This window comes from Desertivirga arenae, assembly GCF_017355785.1.
GTDB classification, from domain to species: domain Bacteria; phylum Bacteroidota; class Bacteroidia; order Sphingobacteriales; family Sphingobacteriaceae; genus Desertivirga; species Desertivirga arenae.
The window spans coordinates 175,220-198,379 of the sequence record NZ_JAFEWE010000008.1 but is presented as its reverse complement, the minus strand read 5'-3'; the positions used below and the strand labels follow the sequence as shown (position 1 = coordinate 198,379).

General features: G+C 41.9%; 19 protein-coding genes. 7 read left to right on the top strand and 12 right to left on the bottom strand.

Annotation, left to right across the window (positions count from 1 at the left end):
• Positions 1-183: 183 nt before the first annotated feature.
• Positions 184-2,631, top strand: a complete 2,448-nt coding sequence (locus J4N24_RS16730; protein WP_207534855.1) for an ATP-binding protein — start codon at positions 184-186, stop codon at positions 2,629-2,631.
• A gap of 47 nt (positions 2,632-2,678) precedes the next feature.
• On the opposite strand, the gene J4N24_RS16725 is transcribed toward J4N24_RS16730, so the two are convergent.
• From J4N24_RS16725 to J4N24_RS16705, 5 genes are all read right to left on the bottom strand, one after another.
• Positions 2,679-3,095: a response regulator gene (locus tag J4N24_RS16725; protein WP_207534854.1), complete on the bottom strand. Its 417-nt coding sequence runs from the start codon at positions 3,093-3,095 to the stop codon at positions 2,679-2,681.
• A gap of 137 nt (positions 3,096-3,232) precedes the next feature.
• Positions 3,233-4,090 (bottom strand): DUF4339 domain-containing protein, encoded by an 858-nt coding sequence (locus tag J4N24_RS16720; RefSeq protein WP_207534853.1) that lies wholly within the window; start codon positions 4,088-4,090, stop codon positions 3,233-3,235.
• Between the two features lie 100 nt (positions 4,091-4,190).
• Positions 4,191-5,588 carry a sensor histidine kinase gene (locus J4N24_RS16715; RefSeq protein ID WP_207534852.1) on the bottom strand — a complete coding sequence of 466 codons (1,398 nt, stop codon included), beginning with the start codon at positions 5,586-5,588 and terminating at the stop codon, positions 4,191-4,193.
• Positions 5,589-6,039: 451 nt separating this feature from the next.
• On the bottom strand, positions 6,040-6,948 hold the full coding sequence (locus tag J4N24_RS16710; protein ID WP_207534851.1) for an alpha/beta fold hydrolase: 909 nt from the start codon (positions 6,946-6,948) through the stop codon (positions 6,040-6,042).
• 217 nt (positions 6,949-7,165) lie between these two features.
• Positions 7,166-8,083 carry a helix-turn-helix domain-containing protein gene (locus tag J4N24_RS16705; RefSeq protein ID WP_207534850.1) on the bottom strand — a complete coding sequence of 306 codons (918 nt, stop codon included), beginning with the start codon at positions 8,081-8,083 and terminating at the stop codon, positions 7,166-7,168.
• A gap of 99 nt (positions 8,084-8,182) precedes the next feature.
• Here J4N24_RS16705 and J4N24_RS16700 point away from each other — a divergent pair, with 99 nt between their 5' ends.
• A complete protein-coding gene (locus tag J4N24_RS16700; protein WP_207534849.1) occupies positions 8,183-9,142 on the top strand; it encodes an L-threonylcarbamoyladenylate synthase in 960 nt (319 codons plus the stop codon).
• A 7-nt stretch (positions 9,143-9,149) separates the two neighbouring features.
• Here J4N24_RS16700 and J4N24_RS16695 read toward each other — a convergent pair whose 3' ends face one another.
• The gene (locus tag J4N24_RS16695; protein ID WP_207534848.1) at positions 9,150-9,410 is read right to left on the bottom strand and encodes a hypothetical protein; all 261 of its coding nucleotides are present in this window, start codon (positions 9,408-9,410) and stop codon (positions 9,150-9,152) included.
• A gap of 163 nt (positions 9,411-9,573) precedes the next feature.
• On the opposite strand from J4N24_RS16695, the gene J4N24_RS16690 reads away from it, so the two are divergent.
• From J4N24_RS16690 to J4N24_RS16680, 3 genes are all read left to right on the top strand, one after another.
• Positions 9,574-11,901: a TonB-dependent receptor gene (locus tag J4N24_RS16690; RefSeq protein ID WP_207534847.1), complete on the top strand. Its 2,328-nt coding sequence runs from the start codon at positions 9,574-9,576 to the stop codon at positions 11,899-11,901.
• A 4-nt stretch (positions 11,902-11,905) separates the two neighbouring features.
• Complete coding sequence (locus tag J4N24_RS16685) at positions 11,906-12,733, top strand: DUF4249 domain-containing protein (RefSeq protein ID WP_207534846.1); 828 nt, start codon at positions 11,906-11,908, stop codon at positions 12,731-12,733.
• A gap of 427 nt (positions 12,734-13,160) precedes the next feature.
• On the top strand, positions 13,161-13,487 hold the full coding sequence (locus tag J4N24_RS16680; protein ID WP_207534845.1) for a hypothetical protein: 327 nt from the start codon (positions 13,161-13,163) through the stop codon (positions 13,485-13,487).
• A gap of 82 nt (positions 13,488-13,569) precedes the next feature.
• Here J4N24_RS16680 and J4N24_RS16675 read toward each other — a convergent pair whose 3' ends face one another.
• Positions 13,570-15,513 (bottom strand): glycoside hydrolase family 97 protein, encoded by a 1,944-nt coding sequence (locus J4N24_RS16675; protein ID WP_207534844.1) that lies wholly within the window; start codon positions 15,511-15,513, stop codon positions 13,570-13,572.
• A 243-nt stretch (positions 15,514-15,756) separates the two neighbouring features.
• Complete coding sequence (locus tag J4N24_RS16670; RefSeq protein WP_207534843.1) at positions 15,757-17,649, bottom strand: DUF4153 domain-containing protein; 1,893 nt, start codon at positions 17,647-17,649, stop codon at positions 15,757-15,759.
• Between the two features lie 201 nt (positions 17,650-17,850).
• Between J4N24_RS16670 and J4N24_RS16665 the strand changes: the two genes are divergently transcribed.
• Positions 17,851-20,160 carry a S41 family peptidase gene (locus J4N24_RS16665; RefSeq protein ID WP_207534842.1) on the top strand — a complete coding sequence of 770 codons (2,310 nt, stop codon included), beginning with the start codon at positions 17,851-17,853 and terminating at the stop codon, positions 20,158-20,160.
• Positions 20,161-20,249: 89 nt separating this feature from the next.
• Here the strand turns inward: J4N24_RS16665 and J4N24_RS16660 are convergent, their stop codons facing one another.
• The 4 genes from J4N24_RS16660 to J4N24_RS16645 all read right to left on the bottom strand — a co-directional run bounded on the left by J4N24_RS16660 (position 20,250) and on the right by J4N24_RS16645 (position 21,992).
• Entirely contained in the window at positions 20,250-20,435 is a 186-nt protein-coding gene (locus J4N24_RS16660; protein ID WP_207534841.1) for a hypothetical protein, read from the bottom strand.
• Positions 20,435-21,064, bottom strand: a complete 630-nt coding sequence (locus J4N24_RS16655; protein ID WP_207534840.1) for a hypothetical protein — start codon at positions 21,062-21,064, stop codon at positions 20,435-20,437. The genes J4N24_RS16660 and J4N24_RS16655 overlap by 1 nt, the downstream gene beginning before the upstream one ends.
• Before the next feature lie 84 nt (positions 21,065-21,148).
• Positions 21,149-21,454, bottom strand: a complete 306-nt coding sequence (locus tag J4N24_RS16650) for a hypothetical protein (protein WP_207534839.1) — start codon at positions 21,452-21,454, stop codon at positions 21,149-21,151.
• A gap of 13 nt (positions 21,455-21,467) precedes the next feature.
• Positions 21,468-21,992, bottom strand: a complete 525-nt coding sequence (locus J4N24_RS16645) for a hypothetical protein (RefSeq protein ID WP_207534838.1) — start codon at positions 21,990-21,992, stop codon at positions 21,468-21,470.
• 171 nt (positions 21,993-22,163) lie between these two features.
• Here J4N24_RS16645 and J4N24_RS16640 point away from each other — a divergent pair, with 171 nt between their 5' ends.
• Positions 22,164-22,916 carry an SDR family oxidoreductase gene (locus J4N24_RS16640; RefSeq protein ID WP_207534837.1) on the top strand — a complete coding sequence of 251 codons (753 nt, stop codon included), beginning with the start codon at positions 22,164-22,166 and terminating at the stop codon, positions 22,914-22,916.
• Positions 22,917-23,160 lie beyond the last annotated feature (244 nt).

The following is a 23,160-nucleotide window of genomic DNA, read 5'->3' as shown; positions in this document are numbered from 1 at the left end:
AAGAAGATAAACTATGACACAGGTTAAGGAAGCACTAGTTTATTGTCATACTCCAAGAACTTCAATACCTGAATTAAAACAACCTCTTCCCCTACCAGCTACATAATAATATTTTTAGAAGCATCGAAAAATAGTTGATGAACAAAACCCTAATATTGCACACGATGTTAAGGGAAAGCAATAATGGATAGTATTTTAAACCAGGGAAAATCTCAGGTAATTCTTCAAAATGCGCTTTTGAATGCGCCATACCCCATTGTTGTTTTTGAGGGAACTGACTTCAGGATTACTTATATTAATGATGCCTTACTCTCTATATGGGGTAAAACTAAAGAAGTGATTGGAAGTTCTGTTGCAGAGGCCTTACCAAAAACGGTATACCAGCCACTCACGCTAATACTTAAAAGAGTATTTGAAACAGGCACCACTCTTAATCAAAAGGAAGCCTGGACGCCAATGCAGCAGGACGGAAAAGCCGTAGATGCTTTCTTTGACTCCACTTTCAGTCCTATTAAAGATGATACTGGAAATAGTATCGGTATCCTGGGCATGTATTATGATGTTACCGCTAGCGTTATTGCTAAAAGAAGGTCGGAAGATATTGAGTTGAAGTTTAGAAATACCGTTTCCCAGGCCCCAGTTGCTATGGCCTTACTGCGCGGTGCTGACTTCGTTATTGAAACGGCGAATGAGAAAAGCCTGGAAATGTGGCAAAAGGGACCGGGTGTAATAGGGAAAAGAATGGCAGAGGCATTCCCGGAATATCTCGAGCAGGGAATCCTTGATATCCTGACTGGTGTTTTTGAAACTGGCAAAGCTTTTTATGGCACTGAGGTTCCCTTTAATATAACTCAGGAAGAGAGCGTCAAATTAGTTTACTCAAACTTTGTTTATCAACCTGTTTTCGAAAACGGAGCGGTCACTTCAATTATTGCCATTGGATATGATGTTACAGATCTTGTGCTTGAAAGGAAAAAAGCGCAGGAACGTGGGGCACTATTGGAATACCTGAATAAGGCGGGTAATGAACTGGCGCTTTCTTTAGATACAAAAACTGCTCTGGAGAAAATATCAAAACTTATTGTTCCGAAATTTGCCGATTTCTTCACGATCAATGTGATTAAGGATGATATTATAGAGCAATTGTATGTAGCGCACCAGGACCCCAAATATGTGGAGCTTTCTTATGAACTACGGAAGAAAAAACCGATCCATCTTCATGGTAATAGTTATACAGCCAATACTGTTAGAAGCGGACAGGCATCATTAATTCCGGTGATTACCCATGAGATCTTGGAGGCAGTTATCCCTGATAAGGAACAATTAGAATTGCTTAAGACCCTTAATCTGCGTTCTTCCATCCTGGTACCCTTTTCCGTAAGGGATAGAACTACTGGGTGCATTAATCTGCTATCCACTACAGATGGAAAACACTTTGGGGAAGAAGATCTGCAGTTTGCCAAAGATTTCGCTACGAGAATAGCGCTTACGCTGGAGAACGCGCGATTATATGAGGAGCAACAGGAAGCTCTGGAACATAACAAGCGACTACTTAGAGAGGTGGAATTTGAACGGAACAGGTTTGAAGCGGTAATGAAACAAATGCCTGGAGCCGTAGTCATCGCTGAGGCGCCTTCAGGAAAAATAGTATTCGCTAACGAGAAGCTAAACGCTGTGTGGGGCTTCCCTGTGAGGGAGTCAGGGAACATTGAGCAATATAATGACCGTACCGGCTTTCATCCTGACGGCAGGAAATTCGAAGAGCAGGATTGGCCAATGATGCGTGCGATTAAAAAAGGAGAATATGTAACGGATGAAGATATTGATATTATCCGTGGAGATGGGAGGCCAGCTGTATTAAGAATGAGTTCGGCGCCCATCAAAAATGGCTCTGGTGAGATTATAGCAGGGGTGGTTATTTGCCAGGATGTGACGGAATTAAAGAACGCTATTCGTAGTCGCGACGAGTTTTTGTCGATAGCATCACATGAACTTAAAACACCACTTACTACACTTATGGCTACGTTACAGATGTTAATGCGGGCATCGGAGAAAGAGCCGGAAACAAATGGAATTCATAATTTACTTGCTGCCTCCAGTAGAAGTGCCAGCAAATTGGGAGCATTGGTAAAGGATCTCCTCAGTGTCTCTGCTATTCAGGCAGGACAGTTGAGCCTGAATAAAACCTGGTTTAATTTCTCAAGATTGATTGAAAATTGTTCGCAACATGTTACGGTTTCGGATACTCATCAACTGGTGGTGGAGGGCGATTTGGACTTGGAGGTGTTTGCAGACGAAAACCGCCTGGAGCAGGTGATCGTTAATTTCATCAGCAATGCTATTAAATTCTCTCCCAAGTCTTCTGAAATACGGGTGTTAACTGAACAATTCGATGGCAAGCTGAAACTGTCTGTCACAGATCAGGGGATCGGGATCGAGGAGGAAAAGCTGCCGTTTTTGTTTAGACGCTTTTACAGGGCAGACGTTTCAGGTTTGCAATACTCTGGAATGGGTTTAGGACTTTATATATCTGCCGAAATAATGCAACTACATCAGGGGGAAATTGGGTTAACTTCTAAGAGAGGAGCCGGGTCGACATTTTGGTTTTCTATTCCGTTCCCAGGAGCTTAGTATTTCACTGGTTATAGTCAGTTAACCAATTTTTGACTGGCTTGTGCTCAGCTTTCCCAATCATCCTTGATTTTAACACGATGGTTGATCACAGAATTTAATATAGCAGGAGATAAAGGTTTGGAGTAGAAGCCCTTTATCATCGGGTACTGCAGAGCCCTGGCTTTGTCATTAGGATCGATGGAAGAAGTGACGATAAAAATAGGGATCTGTTTTCCTATCAGTACTCTCATATTTTCAAACATCTCTAAAAATTCCCAGCCATTTACCTCTGGCATATTCAAATCCAGTAAGATCATGTCGGGCAATGCTTCAGTGCCATAATAGGCGTCGACTAAATCTGTAAGGGCAGCCTTTGGATCGGTATAGCACTTATAATTTTGAAAGTGCCTATAATGACTAAGTAGTTTTTCTGCTAAAAAGTGATAAGTTGGATCATCATCAATAAGTATCAATCTCGCCATTCCCTTTATTCTAAATATCCTTTCGTTATTGACGCATTGTACGCACGTTAGGAAAAAGAGTTCCTGGAACTTTCTAATTACTTTGCAAACCGGTTCTGGATATCTTATTAATATCAGGATAGATAGTATAAGCAGGGCTATCTGCAGCGATAGGGATCTTCGGCACTGGTGTATTCCACTTCGGCATCGTAGCAAAATTCAAGTTCCTTTGATCTCGCTCCTACAATTTCCAATTTCACACTCGTGCCTCTATTGCTATCAGGAGCTGGCATGGATGCTTTTCCATTCGCAGGGACATCCTCGATCTTTAAGTATTCTGTCTTAAATAAACCACCGTTTTCCTTTATATACTTAACAGCTACCTTAACTTCGTCTAAAGGGTAGTCTAGTTTGTTGCTGACTGTAACCTCTAATCGGGAAATTCCTCCTAGCTCATCAACTTCAAAATCGCTGGATGTAGCTTTTACGTTACTGGCCCAATCATTCCTGGCAATCATCTTATCATTTTCTAAAGCCTGGTCCCTCTCCTGCTCTTCGGTTCTTTCAACCGCCACCGTATCCTCCTCCACTTGCTCCTGAGCCATTGCCGGAAGCCTTGCATCGTCTGATTTAGTAATTACAAATATAAAAAAGGCTAAAGTAAGCCCGAGCACCCAAAGGTAAACCTTGAAATTTGTCTTTCCTTCCTTCTCCTCTTCAACAGCGAGGTTGCTTGTTGGCTTAGCTTTTTGCTGCCTTGGAGCTGGTGCGGCTACTTTTGGCTGATTCACTACTGGCGGAGCTACCTTTTGCTGCTTAAAAGGTGGAGGTATAGGTGCAGGTTTTGGTTTAGGAGCCAGAAGCGGTTCAAGCTCTGGTATGAGCGAGGCCACCGTCCAATTAGTTAAACCATCAAACCATATCGGCGTGTCTGCTTTGATTCCCTTTGAACTTAATTCGGCTAATGTGAACGGACCTTCCTCTTTTACCCCGTTATGAGTGAAATACTTTTTCATTGGATTATGCCGCAAGATACTATCAAAACTCCAAATAATTTGCGCAAGAGAATTGATTCTGGCAATAGTGTTGGGTAGGAAGCGATAATAATAAAACTTGTTAATCCGCTACGGGGAGACAAACCCAAAAAATGCTTCCTTCCCCAACATCACTGGTTACGCCGATATCCCCATCATGACCTTTAATGATCTGTCTGCAGATAAAAAGACCAAGTCCGAGGCCTTGGATCACTGTTTCATTTTCGTATACCCGATAGAATTTCTGGAACAGGATCGGGACCTTATCCTCGGGAATGCCAACACCAAAGTCCCTGATGTATACCCTGACCTCCTCCTTCTCCTGCTCCATCCATAGATGAATTTCTGTTGCCTTTGGTGAGTATTTGGCAGCATTAGATAAGAGGTTGATAAATACCTGGAGCATTCTCTGTTGATCGGCCATTACCTCTGTCTGCTCCAGCGGTCTTAGATAAATTATCTGATGAGGAAATAAAGCGGAAGCCTCGGTAACTGCATCGTTTATAAGCTCAGCGAGATTTGTCTTCTTCTTTGTGATGGTTAATTTTCCTTGTTCTATTTTGGTTACATCTAACAGTTCATTGACCAAATTAATAAGGCGATTAATCTGTTTGTTCGCATTAAAAATAAAGGGCTGAACCTTGTGGGCTTCCGGCGTTACACGGGCAAACTTGTCGAGCACCTGGAGTCCTGCCTTCATAGACGTAAGTGGTGTTTTAAGTTCATGAGCAGCGATGCTCATAAACTCTTCCTTTACATGATTTTGCCGGGCCAATTCTTCTTTGGTAACCTGGAGCTTATTAATTAAGCGATAGCCGAAGCTACTACCAATGGCGACGGTAAGGATTACAAAGATGAAGTTTATATAATACAGTGACTGGGTAATCACCCTGCTGGCCTCATTAAGAACACTTGAAAAGCCTTGTTGATGGTGGGTCAATCTTTCATTGATCTTATTGATCCTTTCGATAAGCTGCGTGGTGTCTTCGTTGTCCAGCTGCCGCTGTTTTATTTTGAAGGCAATTCTGTCTAATTCTCCGACAAAGAAATCAGCGCTTTTCCACTCTTGTATTGCCTCTTTAAAATACGGGAAGTTCTGGAAGGTCATGAATAACCAGATCATCCCTGGTATATCATCGGAATGATTTCGTCCCAGCACAAGTGCTTGCTCTATATCAGTGTAAGGACGGGATTGCTGCATACCCGTACGCGCAATGCTATCGGCAATTGGAACAGCAAGCTCTTTCTTAAAGTGCTTATAAGACAGCTTGTTCCTGGTATAGATATAATCGACCAGATGAGCTGTGGCGTTCTTCTGCGCTTTCGAGTATTGCGACTCTCCATTCACATAAGCACGGATAGAGGAAAGGATTTTAATGGTATAATAATTGGTTGCGGTGATAGCGAAGAAGACAAGCAGGATAATTACTATCGCCCTGATGCTGTATTTTTTCTGCTTCAAGAAAGAATAGACTTCCAAAATGCCTCCTTCCAATAATACATCAGAGCAAGATTTGTGCTAGATTGCTTATAAATTAAGAGTTTCATAAAGATTTAGTAAGGGATAGTTTGACGCGTCTCGCTACGATCTTAGTAGTACCAACATTTGCACCCTGGTCGTAGCGTCCCGCTACGATCATTACACACACAGTACTGGTTGTAGCGTCCCGCTACGACCTAATAGCACCCTCCTGGTTGTAGCGTCTCGCTACGACCTTAGTAGCACTAATACTATCCCACCCTGGTTGTAGCGTCACGCTACGACCTTAGTAGTACCCACCCTGGTTGTAGCGTCACGCTACGACCACTACACCTTAAACCCCTTTGTAGCAAATTAATTATCCTAAAAAACAAAAAGGGAATAGAGTCAGGTATTCCGTCATCTATTCCCTTTCTTTATTGGGCTCTAAAATCTAAATGTTTTATGCTTATTATGATCTGGCGAACTTTTCTAATTCTGTGTTGAACTTGTCCATTTCTTCGAGGAATAATGCGTGTCCACTGTTCTCGAACTTCACGATGTAGGAGTTTTGGAGGCCTTTGTGTAGTTGCACGGCAAATTCGAAGTCGCACAGTTTATCTTTGGTGCCATGGAAAATAGCTACAGGTACTTTAATCTTGGCTAGTGCTGGACGAAGATCAAGATCCCTTAGCGCAGTTATGGCTTGCGTAGTGGCATACGGCGATGCATCAGAGTTGATACTAGCGAGCCAATTGGATACAGGAGCTGACAAGCTATTTTCAGTAGCACCAAAGCTTTTACCAAAGTCTACAATAAGCTGCTGTCTATTGGTTTCTGTAGTCTTGATCAAGCCTGCTGCCGCTTCGTCCGAGGCTCCGTAAGGAAAATCAGCACGTTGTTTCCAGGAAGGTGCAGCAGCAGCAAACAAAGCAAGTTTGCTGATATGTGCCCCATTATACTTTGCTGCGTAGTGCGTTACCACCGCTCCTCCCATTGAAAACCCTCCTAAAACGGCTTTCTCTATCTTCAATTTCTCTAAAACTACTTTAATATCGTCTGAAAAAACATCAAAGTTATACAGACCGTAAGGCTTGTCGGATTTACCAAACCCCCTTAATGAAATACCGATCACGCGGAATCCTTTTTTCACCAGGTATTGGTATTGATATTCATACATGGCGTCATTTAAAGGCCAGCCATGGATTAACACAATCGGCTGTCCTTCGCCAAGGTCGGTGACATGTAACTTAACATTCTTTTCTACTTCGATGTACTCCGCTCTGCCTGCTGACGCGGGTGTTCTATTTACCTGAGCGTTTACGTTTTGATTAAGGATTAAACCTGTTAAAAGACTGATGGTTAAAATAAGTGTTTTCATTTTTGTATCGATTTATGTTTCTTTTTGTATTGCTATCAGTTAACAGTACAAAGGTGGGCAGAAACATAAGGCTGGGGAATGGACATATAGCTGAGTGTCTTGTAGATTTTTCCCAGTAGCCAAAATAATGATCACAAAAATTGAAGCGGGCCGGCTGATTCCCTAAAAAAGAATGTCCTTTGCGGATTTATTATAGGATAAATTTAACAGTTGAGTATTAAGCTTTGCTACCACTTAGCACTTCAAGGTCTGAAGGAAGAAAAGAAGCAGCACTGGTGGATTTTTCAAGTCCCAGGTATTTTGCTTTGAAACCCGAAGGGGACTCTCCCGCTTTGATAAGGAACAAACGACTGAAGTACGCCGGATCATCGTATCCTAATTCATAAGCTATCTCTTTAGCAGTCATTGTGGTATGCACCAAAAGTCTTTTCGCCTCGAGGATTATCCTATTCTTGATAATTTCATTAGGAGGGGGAAGATTCATTCGTTTAAACTTATGAGTTAATGTTTTAGGTGCTACCAACATCAAATCGGCATAGTCGGCCACTGTATGTTTTTGCTTATAATGTGCTTCAACTAATTGAGTGAATTGCCGGAACGCATCTGGATCATTGTTTTGGTCGGCAAGCACTCCCTCTAAATGCTGCTTTTTCCATAATCGTGTAGATTTGATAAACAATTGCTTCAGATAGGTACGGAGCATTTCTTCCTGCGAGGAATCTTTAAGCTCAAACTCAATCTGGATTTGCGTGAACAGATGATTTATGAAGGCTCCATCCTGTTCGGGCACCACTGTCATTGGCATATTGTTAATGTTATTGTACAGAAGACCGTCGCAGGCCACTTCCTCATCATGGATCTGAATACAATAAAAATCACGATTATAGAATATAAAATAGCCTTGCTCCGTACATAGGGCTTCGATACTAAGTACCTGATTGGGACTTATGAAGAATAGTGAAGGCTCTTCAGTATGGTAAACATTAAAATCAACTTTGATACTACATCCTTTTGGTAGATACATTGCCTTTATGTAGGACTTGTATTCCTCCGAGTTGATAAGCTTCAGGCTATCCTCATTTACATGAAGTAAACCAATTGTTTTCAGGCTGGCCTCGAAAATATTGTTCGTCATTTTTTATGGTAAGAAAGCGATAGGCAGCAATTTAATGAATTAAAATACGTGAATCCAGTTTATTCTATGGAATATTGGAACGTTCAGTAAATTTGCAGCATGTCGAGTCCGGATATTTTAAAAGCTGCGAAACTATTGCAGGAAGGTAAAGTGGTTGTTATGCCAACGGAAACAGTATATGGTTTAGCTGCTAACATTTATGATGCTGCTGCAATACGGGCAATTTTTGAGTTGAAAGGACGGCCCTCAAACAATCCACTTATTGTACACATCAAATCATTTGAAGTGTTGCAGGAAGTGGCAAAGAACATTCCGGAAGCGGCATTAAAACTGGCTCGTCATTTTTGGCCGGGTCCTCTTACACTCGTGTTGGAAAAGCAGGATACTATTCTGGACGTGATAACAGCCGGAGGTAGCACTGTGGCAGTGCGGATGCCTAATCACCCCATTGCCCTTGCTTTGTTACAAGAGACGGGTTTTCCGCTGGCTGCTCCAAGTGCTAACCCATCCAATTACATTAGTCCGACTAGTGCAGAAAACGTTAGGAAAGGGTTTGGTGACCGGGCTCCGTTTATTTTGGATGGAGGGCCTTGTGAAAAGGGAATCGAATCTACTGTAGTGGGTTTCAAGTCGGATGGGGTTTACCTGTACCGCCATGGTGCCATAACCAAAGAAGCTTTAGAAACAGCGCTTGAAGGTTTGGAGGTACAAACGCTGACCAATGAAACTGCCAGTCCTGCTTCCCCGGGCATGCTGTTAAAGCATTACTCCCCCAGGGCAAAGTTGATCCACACTACAGATGTGGAGCAACAGCTGCATCAGGCGCAGGGAAAGCAGGTGGGTGTGCTGTCCTTCAGAACTCATTACTCCCAACCTAACATTGCACATCAGCTTACCTTATCGCCCTCAGGCAAACTGGAAGAAGCCGCACAAGGCCTCTTTAATGCTTTGTACGAGCTCGATGCTAAAGGACTGGACATTATCCTGGCTGAAGTATTTCCTGAAGAAGGCCTCGGGCTGGCAATAAACGATCGACTTCGCCGGGCTGCAGCAGAATAGGTTGCTTTTAGTCTTTTTTAGTTTCTGTTCCGTCCATCCGCGTGCTTTCAAAGTTGCCTCTAATCCAAGTCAATTTAGAAGAGATATAAGTTTGCATTATATACGCTCCTGTTCTAGTATCAAGAATTATGATCTTATTTTCGGCTATTGCAGTTTGATATCTTCCGTCGGGCGCATCAGTTGAATTCTTAAAACTAATAATGGTTGTAAAAAGAAGTGCGAAAGCAAATCCTATTACTGCGGATTTGAGGTCTAGCTGGATTTTCATAAATGATTATTTAAGTGTGTGATACCTAATATACGAAAAGTCCTTGTAATAAACCAGAAATCACCAACGCACAGGGTTTAGGCTGACACGATTCTTTAAATCCTGTAACATTTCGAAATTTGCCGCATCTTAGCGGTACAATTTATACGACAAATAAAGGTTAATGAATCAATTTAGAAAAGTTGGGGTCATAATTCTGGCAATACTTTCTTTTGCTGGCTATGGCTTCGCGCAAAATAACTTGACGATCTCAGGGGTCGTTAAGGATTCCCTATCAGGCGAGACCTTAATCGGGGCTTCCATTAGACTTAAGGGAGTCAAGGACCATGGTACCACCACCAATGCTTATGGTTTCTATTCCATTAGCGTACCCAAAGGTGAGTATAAGCTCAGTGCTAGTTATGTGGGTTTTCAAAGTCTGAACCGGACTCTAAGTCTGAATAAGAACACCCGTTTGGATATTTCCCTTAAGGCAGATAATGCGTTGGCAGAGGTTGTTATTACTTCGGAGCGCAGAGACCTGAATGTTTCTAGTCCGCAAATGGGACTGGCGAAACTGAATATGGCTGAAGTGGAAAATGTTCCGGTTCTATTTGGTGAACGTGATATCATCAAGACACTCCAACTACTTCCGGGAATTAAATCTGCTGGAGAGGGAAACAGTGGATTTTACGTGCGTGGAGGTTCCATTGATCATAACCTGATCTTGTTAGACGAAGCCCCTGTTTATAATGCCTCCCATCTTCTGGGTTTCTTTTCTACTTTTAATTCAGATGCCATTAAGGATGTGGCTGTATATAAAGGTGGTATGCCATCTCAATATGGCGGAAGGTTAGCTTCTGTTTTGGATATCCGTATGAATGATGGTAATCAGAATGACTTTGGAGTAGAAGGTGGTCTAGGTTTGATTTCATCACGATTGAAAGTGGAAGGACCATTAGTTAAAGATAAAAGCTCATTTATTATTAGTGGCCGGAGGACCTACGCGGATGCATTCCTGAAACTTGCTTCGGATACCGCTATCAGGAATAATGTGCTTTATTTTTATGACCTGAATGCCAAACTGAATTACCGTCTTAACCAGAATAACACCTTATACCTCTCCGGATATTTTGGAAGGGACGAGCTGGGATTAAATAAAACTTTCGGTTTCGACTGGGGGAACTCAACGGCTACTTTGCGTTGGAACCACATCTTTAATAACCGACTGTTTTCAAATACCTCGCTCATTTATAGCAATTACAATTACGTGATCCAAAGCTTTATTGAACAGAGTGATTTCAAGGTAAAATCGGCTATACAGGATTATAATTTCAAACAGGATTTCCAATACTCCTTGAACCAGCACAACTTGCGTTTCGGGCTTGATGTAATCCATCACACGATAAGACCTGGTAAGATCACCGCAAGCGAGGCTTCCTCTGTAAATGATGATAAGATCGAGAACCGGGCTGGCCTTGAAACTGCCATCTATATTTCGGATGAGTGGAAGGTTAACGATAAGCTGAACATTACCTACGGTCTTCGCGGTAGCGCATTCTCAGCTTTCGGTCCCGGTAATTTCAAGACTTACGACCAGGACGGGAACACCATTGCTACCCGCACCTACGCCGGAGGAGATATCGTTAAAACATATATAAATCCAGAACCGAGGATTTCGGCAAGTTATCAGTTAAGAAAATCGAGTTCCATTAAGGCTTCGTATACCAGGAACACGCAGAATCTGCACTTGATGTCCAATTCTACATCTACCTCTCCTACTGATCTTTATGTAATGAACAGTAATAACATAAAGCCGGAAGTAGCAGACCAGGTGGCCCTGGGTTATTTCAGGAACTTTAATAATGACCGTTATGAGTTTTCTGCTGAAGTTTACTATAAAGGGATGACTAACCAGATAGAGTACCGCAGTGGTACAGACTTGCGTGGAAACAATAATGTGGAAGGAGATCTGCTTTATGGCGATGGCCGAGCCTACGGATTAGAGCTATTTCTTAAGAAGCGTTTTGGTAAACTAAATGGCTGGGTTGGTTATACACTTTCACGCACGGAACGTCAGTTCAATGATATTAATGGCGGAAGCTGGTTCCCTTCTAAGCAGGATCGTACCCATGATGTTTCCATCGTAGGTATCTATAAAGCAAGTAAGAGATGGACATTATCATCGACCTTCGTCTATAACACCGGGAATGCGGTTACTTTCCCCAATGGTAAATATCAGCTGAAAGGTAAAACAGTCTTCTATTATTCGGAAAGGAATGCCGACCGCTTACCGGATTATCACCGTCTGGATCTGGCTGCTACCTTGGAAGCTAAGCCCGGAAAGAAACTTCAATCGAGCTGGTCATTCGGTATCTACAATTTGTACAACCGCCAGAATACTTATACAATGGATTTCAGGGATGATCCTGACGATGCCACAAAAACACAGGCAGTAAGAACTACTCTTTTTGGCATTATTCCATCCGTTACCTGGAACTTTAAGTTTTAAAAAAATGAAAGCATCTTATACAAACGCATTGAAATATATAAAATCAGGAGCGAAACTTTGCATGATCCTTCTTGGAGCTATGCTCCTGGCAAGTTGTGAGAAAGTGGTAGATCTTGATCTGAAGGATTCGGAACCGAAATTAGTTATCGAGGCCGATCTGAGTGACCTGGATACCAACCATGTGGTAAGGATATCTAAAACAATTCCTTTTACCGAAACGAATAAGTTTAATGGCCTTTCAGGAGCACAGGTGGTTCTTAGCGCTCCTGGCGGACAAAAGATTACGTTTACCGAAACTGAAACCGGGGTTTATAAAAGTCCGAGGTTTGCAGGGGCTCCGGGAACGAAATATTCACTTGAAGTAAACGTGGAAGGTAAAGTATATACTGCAAGTTCGACGATGCCGCTGGCGGTAAAATTGGATTCGCTGGGTTTTAGAAAACTATCTTTCTTTGGTGACGAGGTTATTGTGCCTCTCGCTTATTATAAAGACCCTAAGGATGCGAAAAACCAATACCTGTTCCTGATAAAAGCAAAGGATGAGGAGGTGCAGGAATCTCTGACAGAAGACCGTTTTACAAACGGCAATGATGTCACCGAAACCCTCTTTACCGATCTGGACGACCTGGCAGAAGGAGATTCGCTGGAAGTTGAAATGCGGGGTCTGGACCTGCCCGTTTATAAATATTACTTTGCCATTGCCCAAATATCCGGAGAAGGTGGTCCACCCGTTGCCCCATCAAATCCGAATTCCAATTTCAATAATGGCGCCCTTGGAATCTTCAATGCTCATACCACTTCTAAAATAAAGACCGTGGTTAAGCTGAAATAGAAATAGTATTCGTAGCGGGAAGTGTTAGTCGTAGCGAGACGCTACGACTAGTAGAAGAATAGTATAGGAAATGTTAGTCTTAGCGGGACGCTAAGACTAGGAGAAGATAAGAATAGTACCAGGCACTGGTCTTAGCGTCTCGCTAAGACCATGATTGGGAAATGTTAGTCGTAGCGAGACGCTACGACTAGTAGAAGATATGTTATGGTACTGGTCTTAGCGTCTCGCTAAGACTATGATTGGGAAATGTTAGTCGTAGCGAGACGCTACGACTAGTAGAAGATATGTTACGGTACTGGTCTTAGCGTCTCGCTAAGACCATGATTAAATCCCCTACTGGTACTGTTCGTAGCGTCTCGCTACGAACTAATTTTCCGCCCTACTGTTGCACTTTCTTTCTGCTTCACGTAATAACTGTAAAAGCCATATGAATCCGAAAAAAACCTCATTCCTTTTAGTCCTAGTAATTAGTCTCATCACATCAGCCTGCGAGAAAGAAAAAAAAGAAACGGAAGTGCCAGTCGCGATAAAAAAATTAATTGAGACCTATGATGATAACTGCGTATGTCAGCCATTTATCAGTGAATACAAGTGGAAAAATGAAACTGTATATCTGAGTTCTTGCGGTGGTCCTGCCTGTGATTGCACAACTACTTTCTACAACGCCCAGGGAACCGAAATCAATATGCCAACAAATAACAATGAATTTCAAAGTCAAAGCACTTTTGTAAAAGAGGTGTGGACTTGCAAATAGAATTTGTAGAATAAGGTAATTGAAATTATTATTAGTCGTAGGAGGACTGCTCGGGAGGGTCCCCCTACGATTAAATCAATTTCTATAAGGTGGAAATAACAATTCCTCCACCGGATTGCATTTCGATCTCGATTTCTCCGCTCTTTTTCAGCTCCTGCTCTTTCACAAAGGTCTCTTTGTTTTGGTTGTCGGCATACAACTTCACTTTTTTTCCGGCAAGCATTGGAAGTTTTACCTTCAGCTTCATGGCTTCTTTAGTGCCGTTCACTCCTGCTACGTACCAGTCTTTACCATGCCGGCGGGCTAGTATGCTGTATTTCCCCGGGTAACCGTCTATAAATACCGTCTCGTCCCAGGTAGTAGGCACCTGCTTCATGAAATCAATTTCAAATGGAGGTGCATCGCTGAGGTTGTTTGGGGTTAGGGCGAACATCTGAACGGGATTCTGGAAAAGAACGGCTGTGGCCAACTGGAAGGCATCGGTGGTAAGGCGCTTGTTTTTATCCTTATTCGATTTTACCAGATACTTATTCAGAAAAGTGCCACCAAATTCCATGCTCCCTACTGTGTTTCTGATAAAGGGATGGATGGCCGCATTATACGCTTCGTTTTCTCTTACATTTTGTACGAAAATCAGCATCTCGGAAGCCACAACAGCTTCGCTGCCCACATAGTTGGGGTACATCCGCTCCCATCCCCTTGGCAAGGTGGTTCCGTGAAAGACGATCATTAAACCATAGTCGTTGGCATCCGATAAAATATCTTCGTAAAGACGCATGGTCTCCTGTTTGTCTCCCCCAAAAAAGTCTACTTTCAAGCCCTTAACTCCTATTTCCCGCAGCCATTTCATTTCTTTCTTACGTTCGACGGATGAGCTCATCTTGTTACGGGGGCCCATAGGCGCATCGTTAAAGGATCCATTGGAATTGTACCAAAGGAACACTTCTACCCCTTTAGATTTGGCGTAACTGACTAATTCCTTCATTCGCTCCTTACCTATGTTGGTATCCCAAAGAGCGTCAATGAGGATGTATTCGTATTTCATAGTAGAAGCCAGGTCAATAAACTTCACCTGATCCTCATAGTTCATACTATTATCCTGCCATACGATCCAACTCCAGGTTGAACGCCCGTACTTATATTTTTGAGAAGGCTCATATAAAGGATCTACTACATCAAAAGGAATGGTTGTTTCAACAATAGGTTTCAGATTATCTCCAACGGTAATAGTTCTCCATGGCGTAACACCTGGCAATGCTATAGCGGCACCGGTACTTCCAAAACCATTATTCTGGCTTAGGGCAGGATAGTCGACCGTATAGGTGCCATTCGCAGAAGCCTGACTTAGATGAGATGCACAAAACTGACTGCTTACTCCGGTTTCGGAAATTAACACCCAACCGTTATTTCCAATTTTAAAGAGGCCAGGGAATACGTACCCTTCCTTTGGCTGCCTATTATTAAGTATTGGAGCATCAGCCACATATCCCGTTTCATAACTTGGTGCTGTTCTTGCAAATCCAGTCATGGAATTCATCATCCCCGAAAGGAATGTTGTGGTGCTTGCAGGGAATTTAAATCCTGTGGCTTCCTTTTCAACTACACACGATCTGCGTTCTGCCCAGGTTGGCAGTTCATAACGGAAAGCTATATTGTTATTGCTTAGTTGAAATACAAGGCTGATCTGTTTTTTTTCGGCGTTCTCGAACGTACAGGTTAGCTTATTTGCCCGGTACTGTACGGTCGACTGTTTGATCTTCTCCTGCGAGTAATCCTTGCTTACCGCACCTTCTGCCTTTGATATAAATTTTAGACCGGAGCTAAAGTCGCCTTCATTCGTTTTCAACCCGAGCGGAGAACTTTCCATCATCACACGGTTTTTGAAGGAAACAGAATACACCGGTTTTCCTGCATCTATTGCTACTGTAAGTTTCAGATTTTTATCCGGACTTGAAACCATCATTTCCTGACCAATGGCCAGGATAGAACCAAGACAGAAGAAAGAAGTAAAAAAGAATTTGTACATAGATTTTATTTAAGTTGTGTTAGTTTGACTTGATTAAAAGGCTATGATACAAATCTGCGGTAGCGAAGGGTTTAGAAATGGTTCGTATAGTCAAAGAACTAGAACAAATGTTCAAACCATATATTTTCCATTCTCGACGTGATCAGTATAAGAAGCAAAAAATATGGTCTATTAACGATTGGCAAAGCTATTAGTAAATCTCCAGGTTTGCGTAGGATCTTTAATTAACAAAGGCAGGGTAACTTATTTGTTGATCATCATAATACCCTCTACCCTTTCAGCTGACTTGGAGTGCGAGGAAACCCTGTAATTAATTTCGTTAATATAGAACGTGACGCTGTATTTTCCCACTTTAAATTCTTCCGTTAATTCCTTTCTTGGAAGTATAAAACTTCCGGTCGCTTCTATCCTTCCGCTATCTTTTGTTGGCTTATCCTCAGGGTTAACGTTAGCCTTTTCGAGCCGGTCAATGATCGGGATTAAATTAAGACGGATACTGTCTTTTACGATACGAAGGGTCATGGAGGAATCGGATAAGTGGAACTGTATGGAATCTTTATCCAGTGCTGATACTGTCTCTGCTGGATAGAGATTGGTAGTGTTATTTATCAGAACAATAAAATCAGCATTGACTGCCGGAATTACGTTATAGTTCTCCGCCTTTATATGCTTGTAACTTATACTATAATCTGCATACTTAATAGGAAGCTGGTAATGCTTTTGCAGCCATTCTTGTTCGGCATTCCTGATATCCCAGGCATAAGTTCTTCTGTTATTCCCATACTTAGCTGCTGTCAGTTCAAGTCTTTCTTTAATAGAGTCTGTTACGGACTCCAAATCCTCTTTTAATAAATTCTGAAGACTGGATAAGCCATATTCCTTTATCATGTACTTTGTTAAATCGATCACACGGTCATTAGATGCAGAATCTAATTTTGAGGTGATCACCTGCAACCTTCCCTCTTTCAATAACTTACTCTTCTCAAATACCGCAGTTAATTGCTTTAGTTGAGACCGTTCAGCAATATTAAAAGCGCTTAGGGGACCATATGTGCCAGCAATCGTTACCAGCGACAAGGAAAGCGGGATGATCAAAATATTCTGTTTCCGGGAGAGCAGAAAATAGGCCGTAATGCCGGTTAGCCACAAAGCAAGGATGATCAGGAAATAGCGTTCTTCTGTAATACCGTACTTCTGTACCCTGGTATATACTGATACAAATAGCAGAGCTAATAATGGAATTAAAAGGTAGTAAAATACTCTGTTATAGCCCACTATCCATTTGTTTTCCTCCTGGTTCCGTAAGGGGTAAATCAACAGGAATGATAATATCCCAAAGACAGCATACCCAAGAATAAGGGAAGAAACTAGACCTTTCGGAAGGTTCCACTCTATAATGATCTTGACTTCATAGGAAAGAAGGATCAGCACGTAAACAATAGCAAGGGGAATCAGTACGTACTGGGTGAAAAGCTTTAACCCCTTAGGGTAAGATTGTTCATCCTTTAATTTCAGCAGATCCACCGGAATTCCCGACAGGAAAAAGAGCGTCTGGAAAAGGATGGCAATCCAGGCGAAGAGTGTCATGAAGCTCTTCCAGGTAATATCAATATTAAACAGGAACTTGGTAGCTCCCATGGCAGCACATAATCCTCCAAATAGAACAGCAGAATAAAGAACACCTGCCAGGAAACGGAGGAACATCGTCTTATTAAATTGCCAGAATGCATTAGCATCATCACCTTTTCCGAGGAAGGCAATAAAAGCCACCATTAAATGCAAGGAGAAACTGATCAGGAAGAACCGCACTACATCCCGCTCCTGCTGCATGGGGTTAAGAACAAAGAGAAAGGTAACACTTATTGCAATACTCAGGATATAGAGGACGGCAGTTGCTTTCTTGCTGAGCTCTCTATACCGGGAATAAAGCGAGGTGGCAAAGGCGGTAAGTAAACCAATATTGCAGACCATCATTACTTTCCAACCCCAGCTGGTTACCGCAAAGCTTTTATCTTCATTTTGCACCAGTGTTGTTGCTGCAATACAAGCAATAAAGGCGAAAGTAACCTCAAGCGGAAAGCGTATGATTGCTTTTCTGATTTCTGAAAGAAGGTTTTGTACCGATGTTAGTTTCATGTGATAATGATTCTGGTGGTTAAAATACAGATTTTCCCAGAATGAGGTATAGCGATTAAGGATTTTGTTTAAGATAAAGGGGGCTAAGTTTTACCTGTTGACGGGATTAAGGTACTCTGGCTGTGAATGTGTTAATCCGTGTTAAATTACTTCTGGTTGCAGACTAATTTCTTAACTTCAGGTTTTAAATCCTTAGCCAAAATGAAAAAAATCCTATCCCTAGTTCTACTTATATTGCCTGCTGCTGTCTTTGCTCAGGTATCCGGCCAGCAGAAGATCAACAATTTAACCTCATTTAGTCGCCTGTATGGTTACGTTCGGTATTTTCATCCTTCAGATGAGGCTGCATCCGTCAATTGGGACCGATTTCTGTATTACGGGGCAAAAACTGTGGAAACAGCAAAAAACAGGCAGGAACTTGAAAAAAGGCTTAATTCTCTTTTCAATCCCATTGCGCCTTCGGTAATTATATCATCCAGCACTACTCCTGAGTTTTCAACCGCTTCGCTAACACCACCTGCTGAAACTCAGGTGGAGGATATCTATTGGCAGCACTACGGCTATGGCGGATCTAACAATCAGCTTTACAAGAGTATACGTGTAAATAGAGCCTCCCCCGATAATATAAAGTCTCACGGATTTGGTACCGCCACCAGAGGGGTAAATGCTGTTCCATACAGGGGAAAGCGCTTCAGGCTACGGTCAATGATTAAAACAGATGGATCTGGAGGGTACGGACAAATGTGGGTCAGGGTAGACAGGGCCGATAATAAGATGGGTTTTTTTGATAATATGGATTCCCGTCCGGTTACTAAGACCAGTTGGGGGCGTTATGAAACGACAGGTATGGTGGATAACGATGCCATGGCAATAGCATTTGGAGTATTTTTAAGTGGCAAAGGTAAGGTTTGGGCGGACGATTTCATTCTTGAAATTGAAGAACAGGGAAAATGGAAAGTGCATGAACTGAAGAACGCTTCTTTTGAAAGTTCTCCTACAAAAGCGGAGGAGTGGTACACTGCTTCCCCCGGATATACTTACACTGTAGTTGATGATGCAGCAACCGATGGAAAACATTCCTTACTGATTAAAAGCCAGGTAAACGAGACAATAGACACTGCTATCTATAAGCAAAGGCCGTCTTTTGGCGATTTTGTAAAAAAGGATCTGGGGTCGGGTATTTCGGTAACAATTCCACTGGTATTAAAGGGTTCACGCAACCATACGTACCCAATAGGTGATTCAACTGCCTTAAAGGCGCTGCAAAATGCTATAAATACTTCAGCGCCCCAGCAATTCAACTCTTCTGATCCCTATGTTCGCCTTGCCGGAATTATTACTACCTGGAATATTTTCAAGCACTTTTACCCCTACCATGATGAAATTGAAACGCGGTGGGATGATCAATTACCTTCTGCCCTGGCAACCGCAGTAAAAATAAAGACGGGAAAAGAGTACTTCTTGTTGCTGCAGCAACTTACTGAGAAACTTGCAGATGGTCACGTTTCAGTAAGTGGACCTGAAAGTCCCGAATGGTTTACAATTCCAGTAAATCTTACCCTTGCTGAAGAGAAAATTGTAATAGACAAAGTTTATCAAAACGTTGGAGATAGTTTGAGAGTACCTTTAAAACCAGGAGATATCTTGCTTAAAGTAGATGGAAGGCCTGCATTGGAAGTATTAAATGAAATAAGGAGCAGGATCTCGGGTTCAGCCCAATGGAAAACTAATGTTGGCCTCAGACAGCTTTTCCTGGGGAAAAAGGGTTCGGAGATACGACTGGTTGTTAAACAAGAGGGCCAGGGAGAAAGAGAAGTCCTTCTTAAGAGAGTCCAGTTCAATCAAACAAATGATAAGCAGGCCATCCGAAATTTGGGAAACGACACCTTCTACATCGATATCAGCAATGCCTCGATGGATAGTATCAAGTCGGCTGCACCAGTTTTGTTGAAAGCAAGAGGAATTATCTGCGATCTTCGGGGTTATCCTAAAGGGAACCATGAACTGATCAATCACCTCTTAACGGTTAAGGATACCAACAAATGGATGTTTGTGCCAAGAATTAGCTATCCAGATTATGAAAAAGTAAGCTGGGATTCTTTGGGTTGGGATTTGAAGCCGATGGAACCCCACCTTTCGGCAAAAGTAGTTTTTCTGACTGGAGGTGGAGCAATCAGCTATGCAGAAAGCTATATGAGCTTTATAAAGCAGTATAAACTAGCTACGATAGTGGGACAGCCCACCGCTGGAGCTAATGGCAATGTAAATATGTTCAGGCTTCCCGGAAATTATACGGTGCGTTTTACAGGCATGAAAGTTCGTCAGCAGGATGGTTCACTGCTACAGTCAAAAGGCATTCAACCGGATATACTGGTTGAACAAACGGTGAAAGCAATTTCAGAAGGTCGCGACGAATACATGGAAAAGGCCCTTGAAATAATTAACAATTCCAAAACACCTTCTGCTAGTCCGGTCCATTATATGGATAGTCCAGTGAAGCAAAAGTTTTAGCTAATCGAGGTATTTACAGAAAGACTTTAAAACGTGTACAGTATTAATTTTCCTGTTCATGGGATATTCAGAGCCTTCGATCTTCATCTTTACCCATTACGGTCTGCTTCTACCAGCATTTTAAATAGGCGACTTAAAAATGGTCCGTTATAATGAACTTGTTTGAAGTGGGAATTAGTAGTTGAGCGGGAGAAAATATGGTCTTTCACCCACTCAATTACAGGTAAGTCAGGGCTAATGCCAACTTCTGGTTTCTTATAGAAACGATATAACATTACTGGGTTTTTGAAATCAAACAATAGAGGTCAAAAGAACCCTCTACTTTGGTCGATTCAGCTATAATCGTGACCTCTCCTTTTCGTTCCAGGCGGGCCAGAGTACCTTCAAATGTTCCTTTAATTTTTTTAACCTTCCCTACTCCTTCCCAGTAAGCGTCATTTACTTCGGAAATGGTAAGCATTAATGGTTTAAGACCTAATTTTGGCGCTTGGTACGCAAGCTTGCCGCTTAGTAGCGCTGCTTCTGATGAAGGAAAACGTCCGATAAGCGCACTTTGGTAATTATCCTCACACTCAGTTCCTGCTTCATAACATTTAAAAACAGGGTATTTCCCTGGTATCAGGTTGGGGATCTGCCGAAGATCTATTCCAAACTGAAAATCTTCGCTTTTATGAGTGGCTGTAATGGCAAGGCTGTTCCTTTCAGATCCCTGAACGAAACTGCTAAGCACAACCGTGCCATCAGTGGGAACATCGGGCTGCATTTTGATCAGCTTACCATCGATCTTGATTTCAAAGGATTGCGTGTGTAGAGTAGTAGTCTCCTCTTCCTTATTGGTTGTACAACCCGAAAGAACGGCCATAAAGAGCGTAAGTGCCAGAAAAGGTAGTTTCAAATAGGTCATAGATGTATTTTTCGGCGAAGATAAGATCGTGCTGGTCTTCTCAGCAAGTCTTTAGATTATTTTTTGTTCCTATGAGCGTTAAGTCTAATCTCCTTTTAATTGGAGGTCTACCCTATTTGTAATAAAATAATTCAGAAGACCTCTAAATTCTATTATTGATACCGTCTTAGCCTTGTCCTTATTTAAATCTGTCTTTTCAATAAACCCATCGATAATCTTAATTAAAGTTTGCTGGTTTTCTATCGACAAAACCGTATCGCCGTATTGATCTATTATTAGTCCCGTGCGATACTGAAACTCTTTAAATATTTCCTGAAGATTATGGAATTGCTGGTCACCCAATCCAAATAAATATTCTTGGGTATCGCGACGATAAAAGTCTAGTGCCATAGGCTTCTGAATCTTATTGCTTGCGATGGGTAAGGTATGCCGGAATTAACAAAACGTTATATAATACTATCTTCCCAAAGAAAAGAAAATAGTCTGGCTTAACCGTCATTATCCATTGTATATCCATTGTCATCTCAAGAGCTTTCGTAAGAGTTAACGAGAGCGACCAAAGAACCACTATTACTATGGTAGCTTTAAAACTTTTCCTGTTCAGCTTCCTGAACATTATAAATGGCGGTAGAGTAATTAATAGAAAAGGAATCCACTGGAAAAGTGCATATGGACCAGCCCAGCGATTTAGAATGGCATACTGCTCATATTCTACGCCGGAATACCAGCTGAGAAAGAGTTCCGCAATCCCAATTGCTGTAGTGATTAAGGTTAATATTACTCTAATAACAAGTAAATAATTATTGGCTTCGATTAAGGCATCTGTTTGGATGTTAAAAACCTTGTAACTACGTACTAATACAATTAAAGCAAATATCAACAAGTACCCCCAATAGAAGCTTTCAAGAACGAAATATAAGGGTGCCATATTGCTGATTTATGTGAGTGAGGTCACAGCTACCAATATATGAAATTAGGCGATATAGATTTAGCCAGGTAAGCAATGTTATATGAGGCCTATAAACGAAACTTAGCAAGTTTCGGATTTTCTACCTGGCCTCCGATCTTAATCTTTGCTGAGTAATTAAAACTCATAGTTATGCAAAGATTTAAAGACAAAGTAGCCCTTATTACAGGGGGAACAAATGGTATTGGATTCGCCACAGCAGAACAATTTATCAGCGAAGGTGGCAAGGCTATTATAACAGGACGAAGTAAGGAAACGGTTAATAGGGCTGTGGAAAAGCTTGGAGCAAATGCTCAGGGAATTGTGTCTGATGCTGGAAATATAACAGATGTATTGAGCTTGCAGGAGGAAATAAAGGCTCATACAGACGTGGTGAATTTGCTTTTTGCGAATGCAGGTTATGGGAAGTTTTCTGATGTTGCATCGGCTGATGAATCTCATTTTGACGAGCTGTTCAATACCTTGGTAAAAGGAACCTTCTTTACGGTACAACAAGTGTTGCCATTACTCATAACCGGCAGTTCAATTATACTCAACACTTCCTTTGTTACGGAAATAGGTATGGCGAATTTCTCTGTATATTCTGCAGCTAAGTCGGCGGTGCAGTCATTTATTAAAACTTTTGCAGCAGAGTTTACAGAAAAGGATATTCGTGTTAACGGGGTAAGTCCAGGGCACATTAAAACCAATATCTTTAACAATACAGGCTTGAGTGCAGAGCAAATTGAAGGAGCAATTCAGAGCATTATCCCGTCGATACCGTTTAAAAGATTAGGCAGCCCCGGGGAAATTGCAGAGGCAGTACTATTTCTAGCTTCAGATCAGGCTTCTTACATTCATGGAACTGAATTAACAGTGGATGCTGGGACTTCTGTAATAAGGTAAAGGGCGCAAGAGGTTATAAAATAGGGGGCGAACGAAACACTACGAACAGTATCAGAGTGAATGGATACCAGGAACAGCGCCAGACTGAGGAACATTGTAACTCTTAATCAGCAGACATCGCATCTTTTAAGTTTCCAAAACGAACTCTAACGATAGAATGTGCCAGTATCTCAAGGGAACCGTTGTAAGGATAACGGAGGGAGTCAGCTTGTATTGCTTTAGAAAAAATATAGTTTAAAACCTG

Bases quoted from the DNA above. Each gene is read 5' to 3' on its own strand.
- J4N24_RS16730 (WP_207534855.1), top strand. From the start codon at position 184: ATGGATAGTATTTTAAACCAGGGAAAATCTCAGGTAATTCTTCAAAAT.
- J4N24_RS16725 (WP_207534854.1), bottom strand. From the start codon at position 3,095: ATGGCGAGATTGATACTTATTGATGATGATCCAACTTATCACTTTTTA.
- J4N24_RS16720 (WP_207534853.1), bottom strand. From the start codon at position 4,090: ATGAAAAAGTATTTCACTCATAACGGGGTAAAAGAGGAAGGTCCGTTC.
- J4N24_RS16710 (WP_207534851.1), bottom strand. From the start codon at position 6,948: ATGAAAACACTTATTTTAACCATCAGTCTTTTAACAGGTTTAATCCTT.
- J4N24_RS16705 (WP_207534850.1), bottom strand. From the start codon at position 8,083: ATGACGAACAATATTTTCGAGGCCAGCCTGAAAACAATTGGTTTACTT.
- J4N24_RS16700 (WP_207534849.1), top strand. From the start codon at position 8,183: ATGTCGAGTCCGGATATTTTAAAAGCTGCGAAACTATTGCAGGAAGGT.
- J4N24_RS16695 (WP_207534848.1), bottom strand. From the start codon at position 9,410: ATGAAAATCCAGCTAGACCTCAAATCCGCAGTAATAGGATTTGCTTTC.
- J4N24_RS16690 (WP_207534847.1), top strand. From the start codon at position 9,574: ATGAATCAATTTAGAAAAGTTGGGGTCATAATTCTGGCAATACTTTCT.
- J4N24_RS16685 (WP_207534846.1), top strand. From the start codon at position 11,906: ATGAAAGCATCTTATACAAACGCATTGAAATATATAAAATCAGGAGCG.
- J4N24_RS16680 (WP_207534845.1), top strand. From the start codon at position 13,161: ATGAATCCGAAAAAAACCTCATTCCTTTTAGTCCTAGTAATTAGTCTC.
- J4N24_RS16675 (WP_207534844.1), bottom strand. From the start codon at position 15,513: ATGTACAAATTCTTTTTTACTTCTTTCTTCTGTCTTGGTTCTATCCTG.
- J4N24_RS16670 (WP_207534843.1), bottom strand. From the start codon at position 17,649: ATGAAACTAACATCGGTACAAAACCTTCTTTCAGAAATCAGAAAAGCA.
- J4N24_RS16665 (WP_207534842.1), top strand. From the start codon at position 17,851: ATGAAAAAAATCCTATCCCTAGTTCTACTTATATTGCCTGCTGCTGTC.
- J4N24_RS16660 (WP_207534841.1), bottom strand. From the start codon at position 20,435: ATGTTATATCGTTTCTATAAGAAACCAGAAGTTGGCATTAGCCCTGAC.
- J4N24_RS16655 (WP_207534840.1), bottom strand. From the start codon at position 21,064: ATGACCTATTTGAAACTACCTTTTCTGGCACTTACGCTCTTTATGGCC.
- J4N24_RS16650 (WP_207534839.1), bottom strand. From the start codon at position 21,454: ATGGCACTAGACTTTTATCGTCGCGATACCCAAGAATATTTATTTGGA.
- J4N24_RS16645 (WP_207534838.1), bottom strand. From the start codon at position 21,992: ATGGCACCCTTATATTTCGTTCTTGAAAGCTTCTATTGGGGGTACTTG.
- J4N24_RS16640 (WP_207534837.1), top strand. From the start codon at position 22,164: ATGCAAAGATTTAAAGACAAAGTAGCCCTTATTACAGGGGGAACAAAT.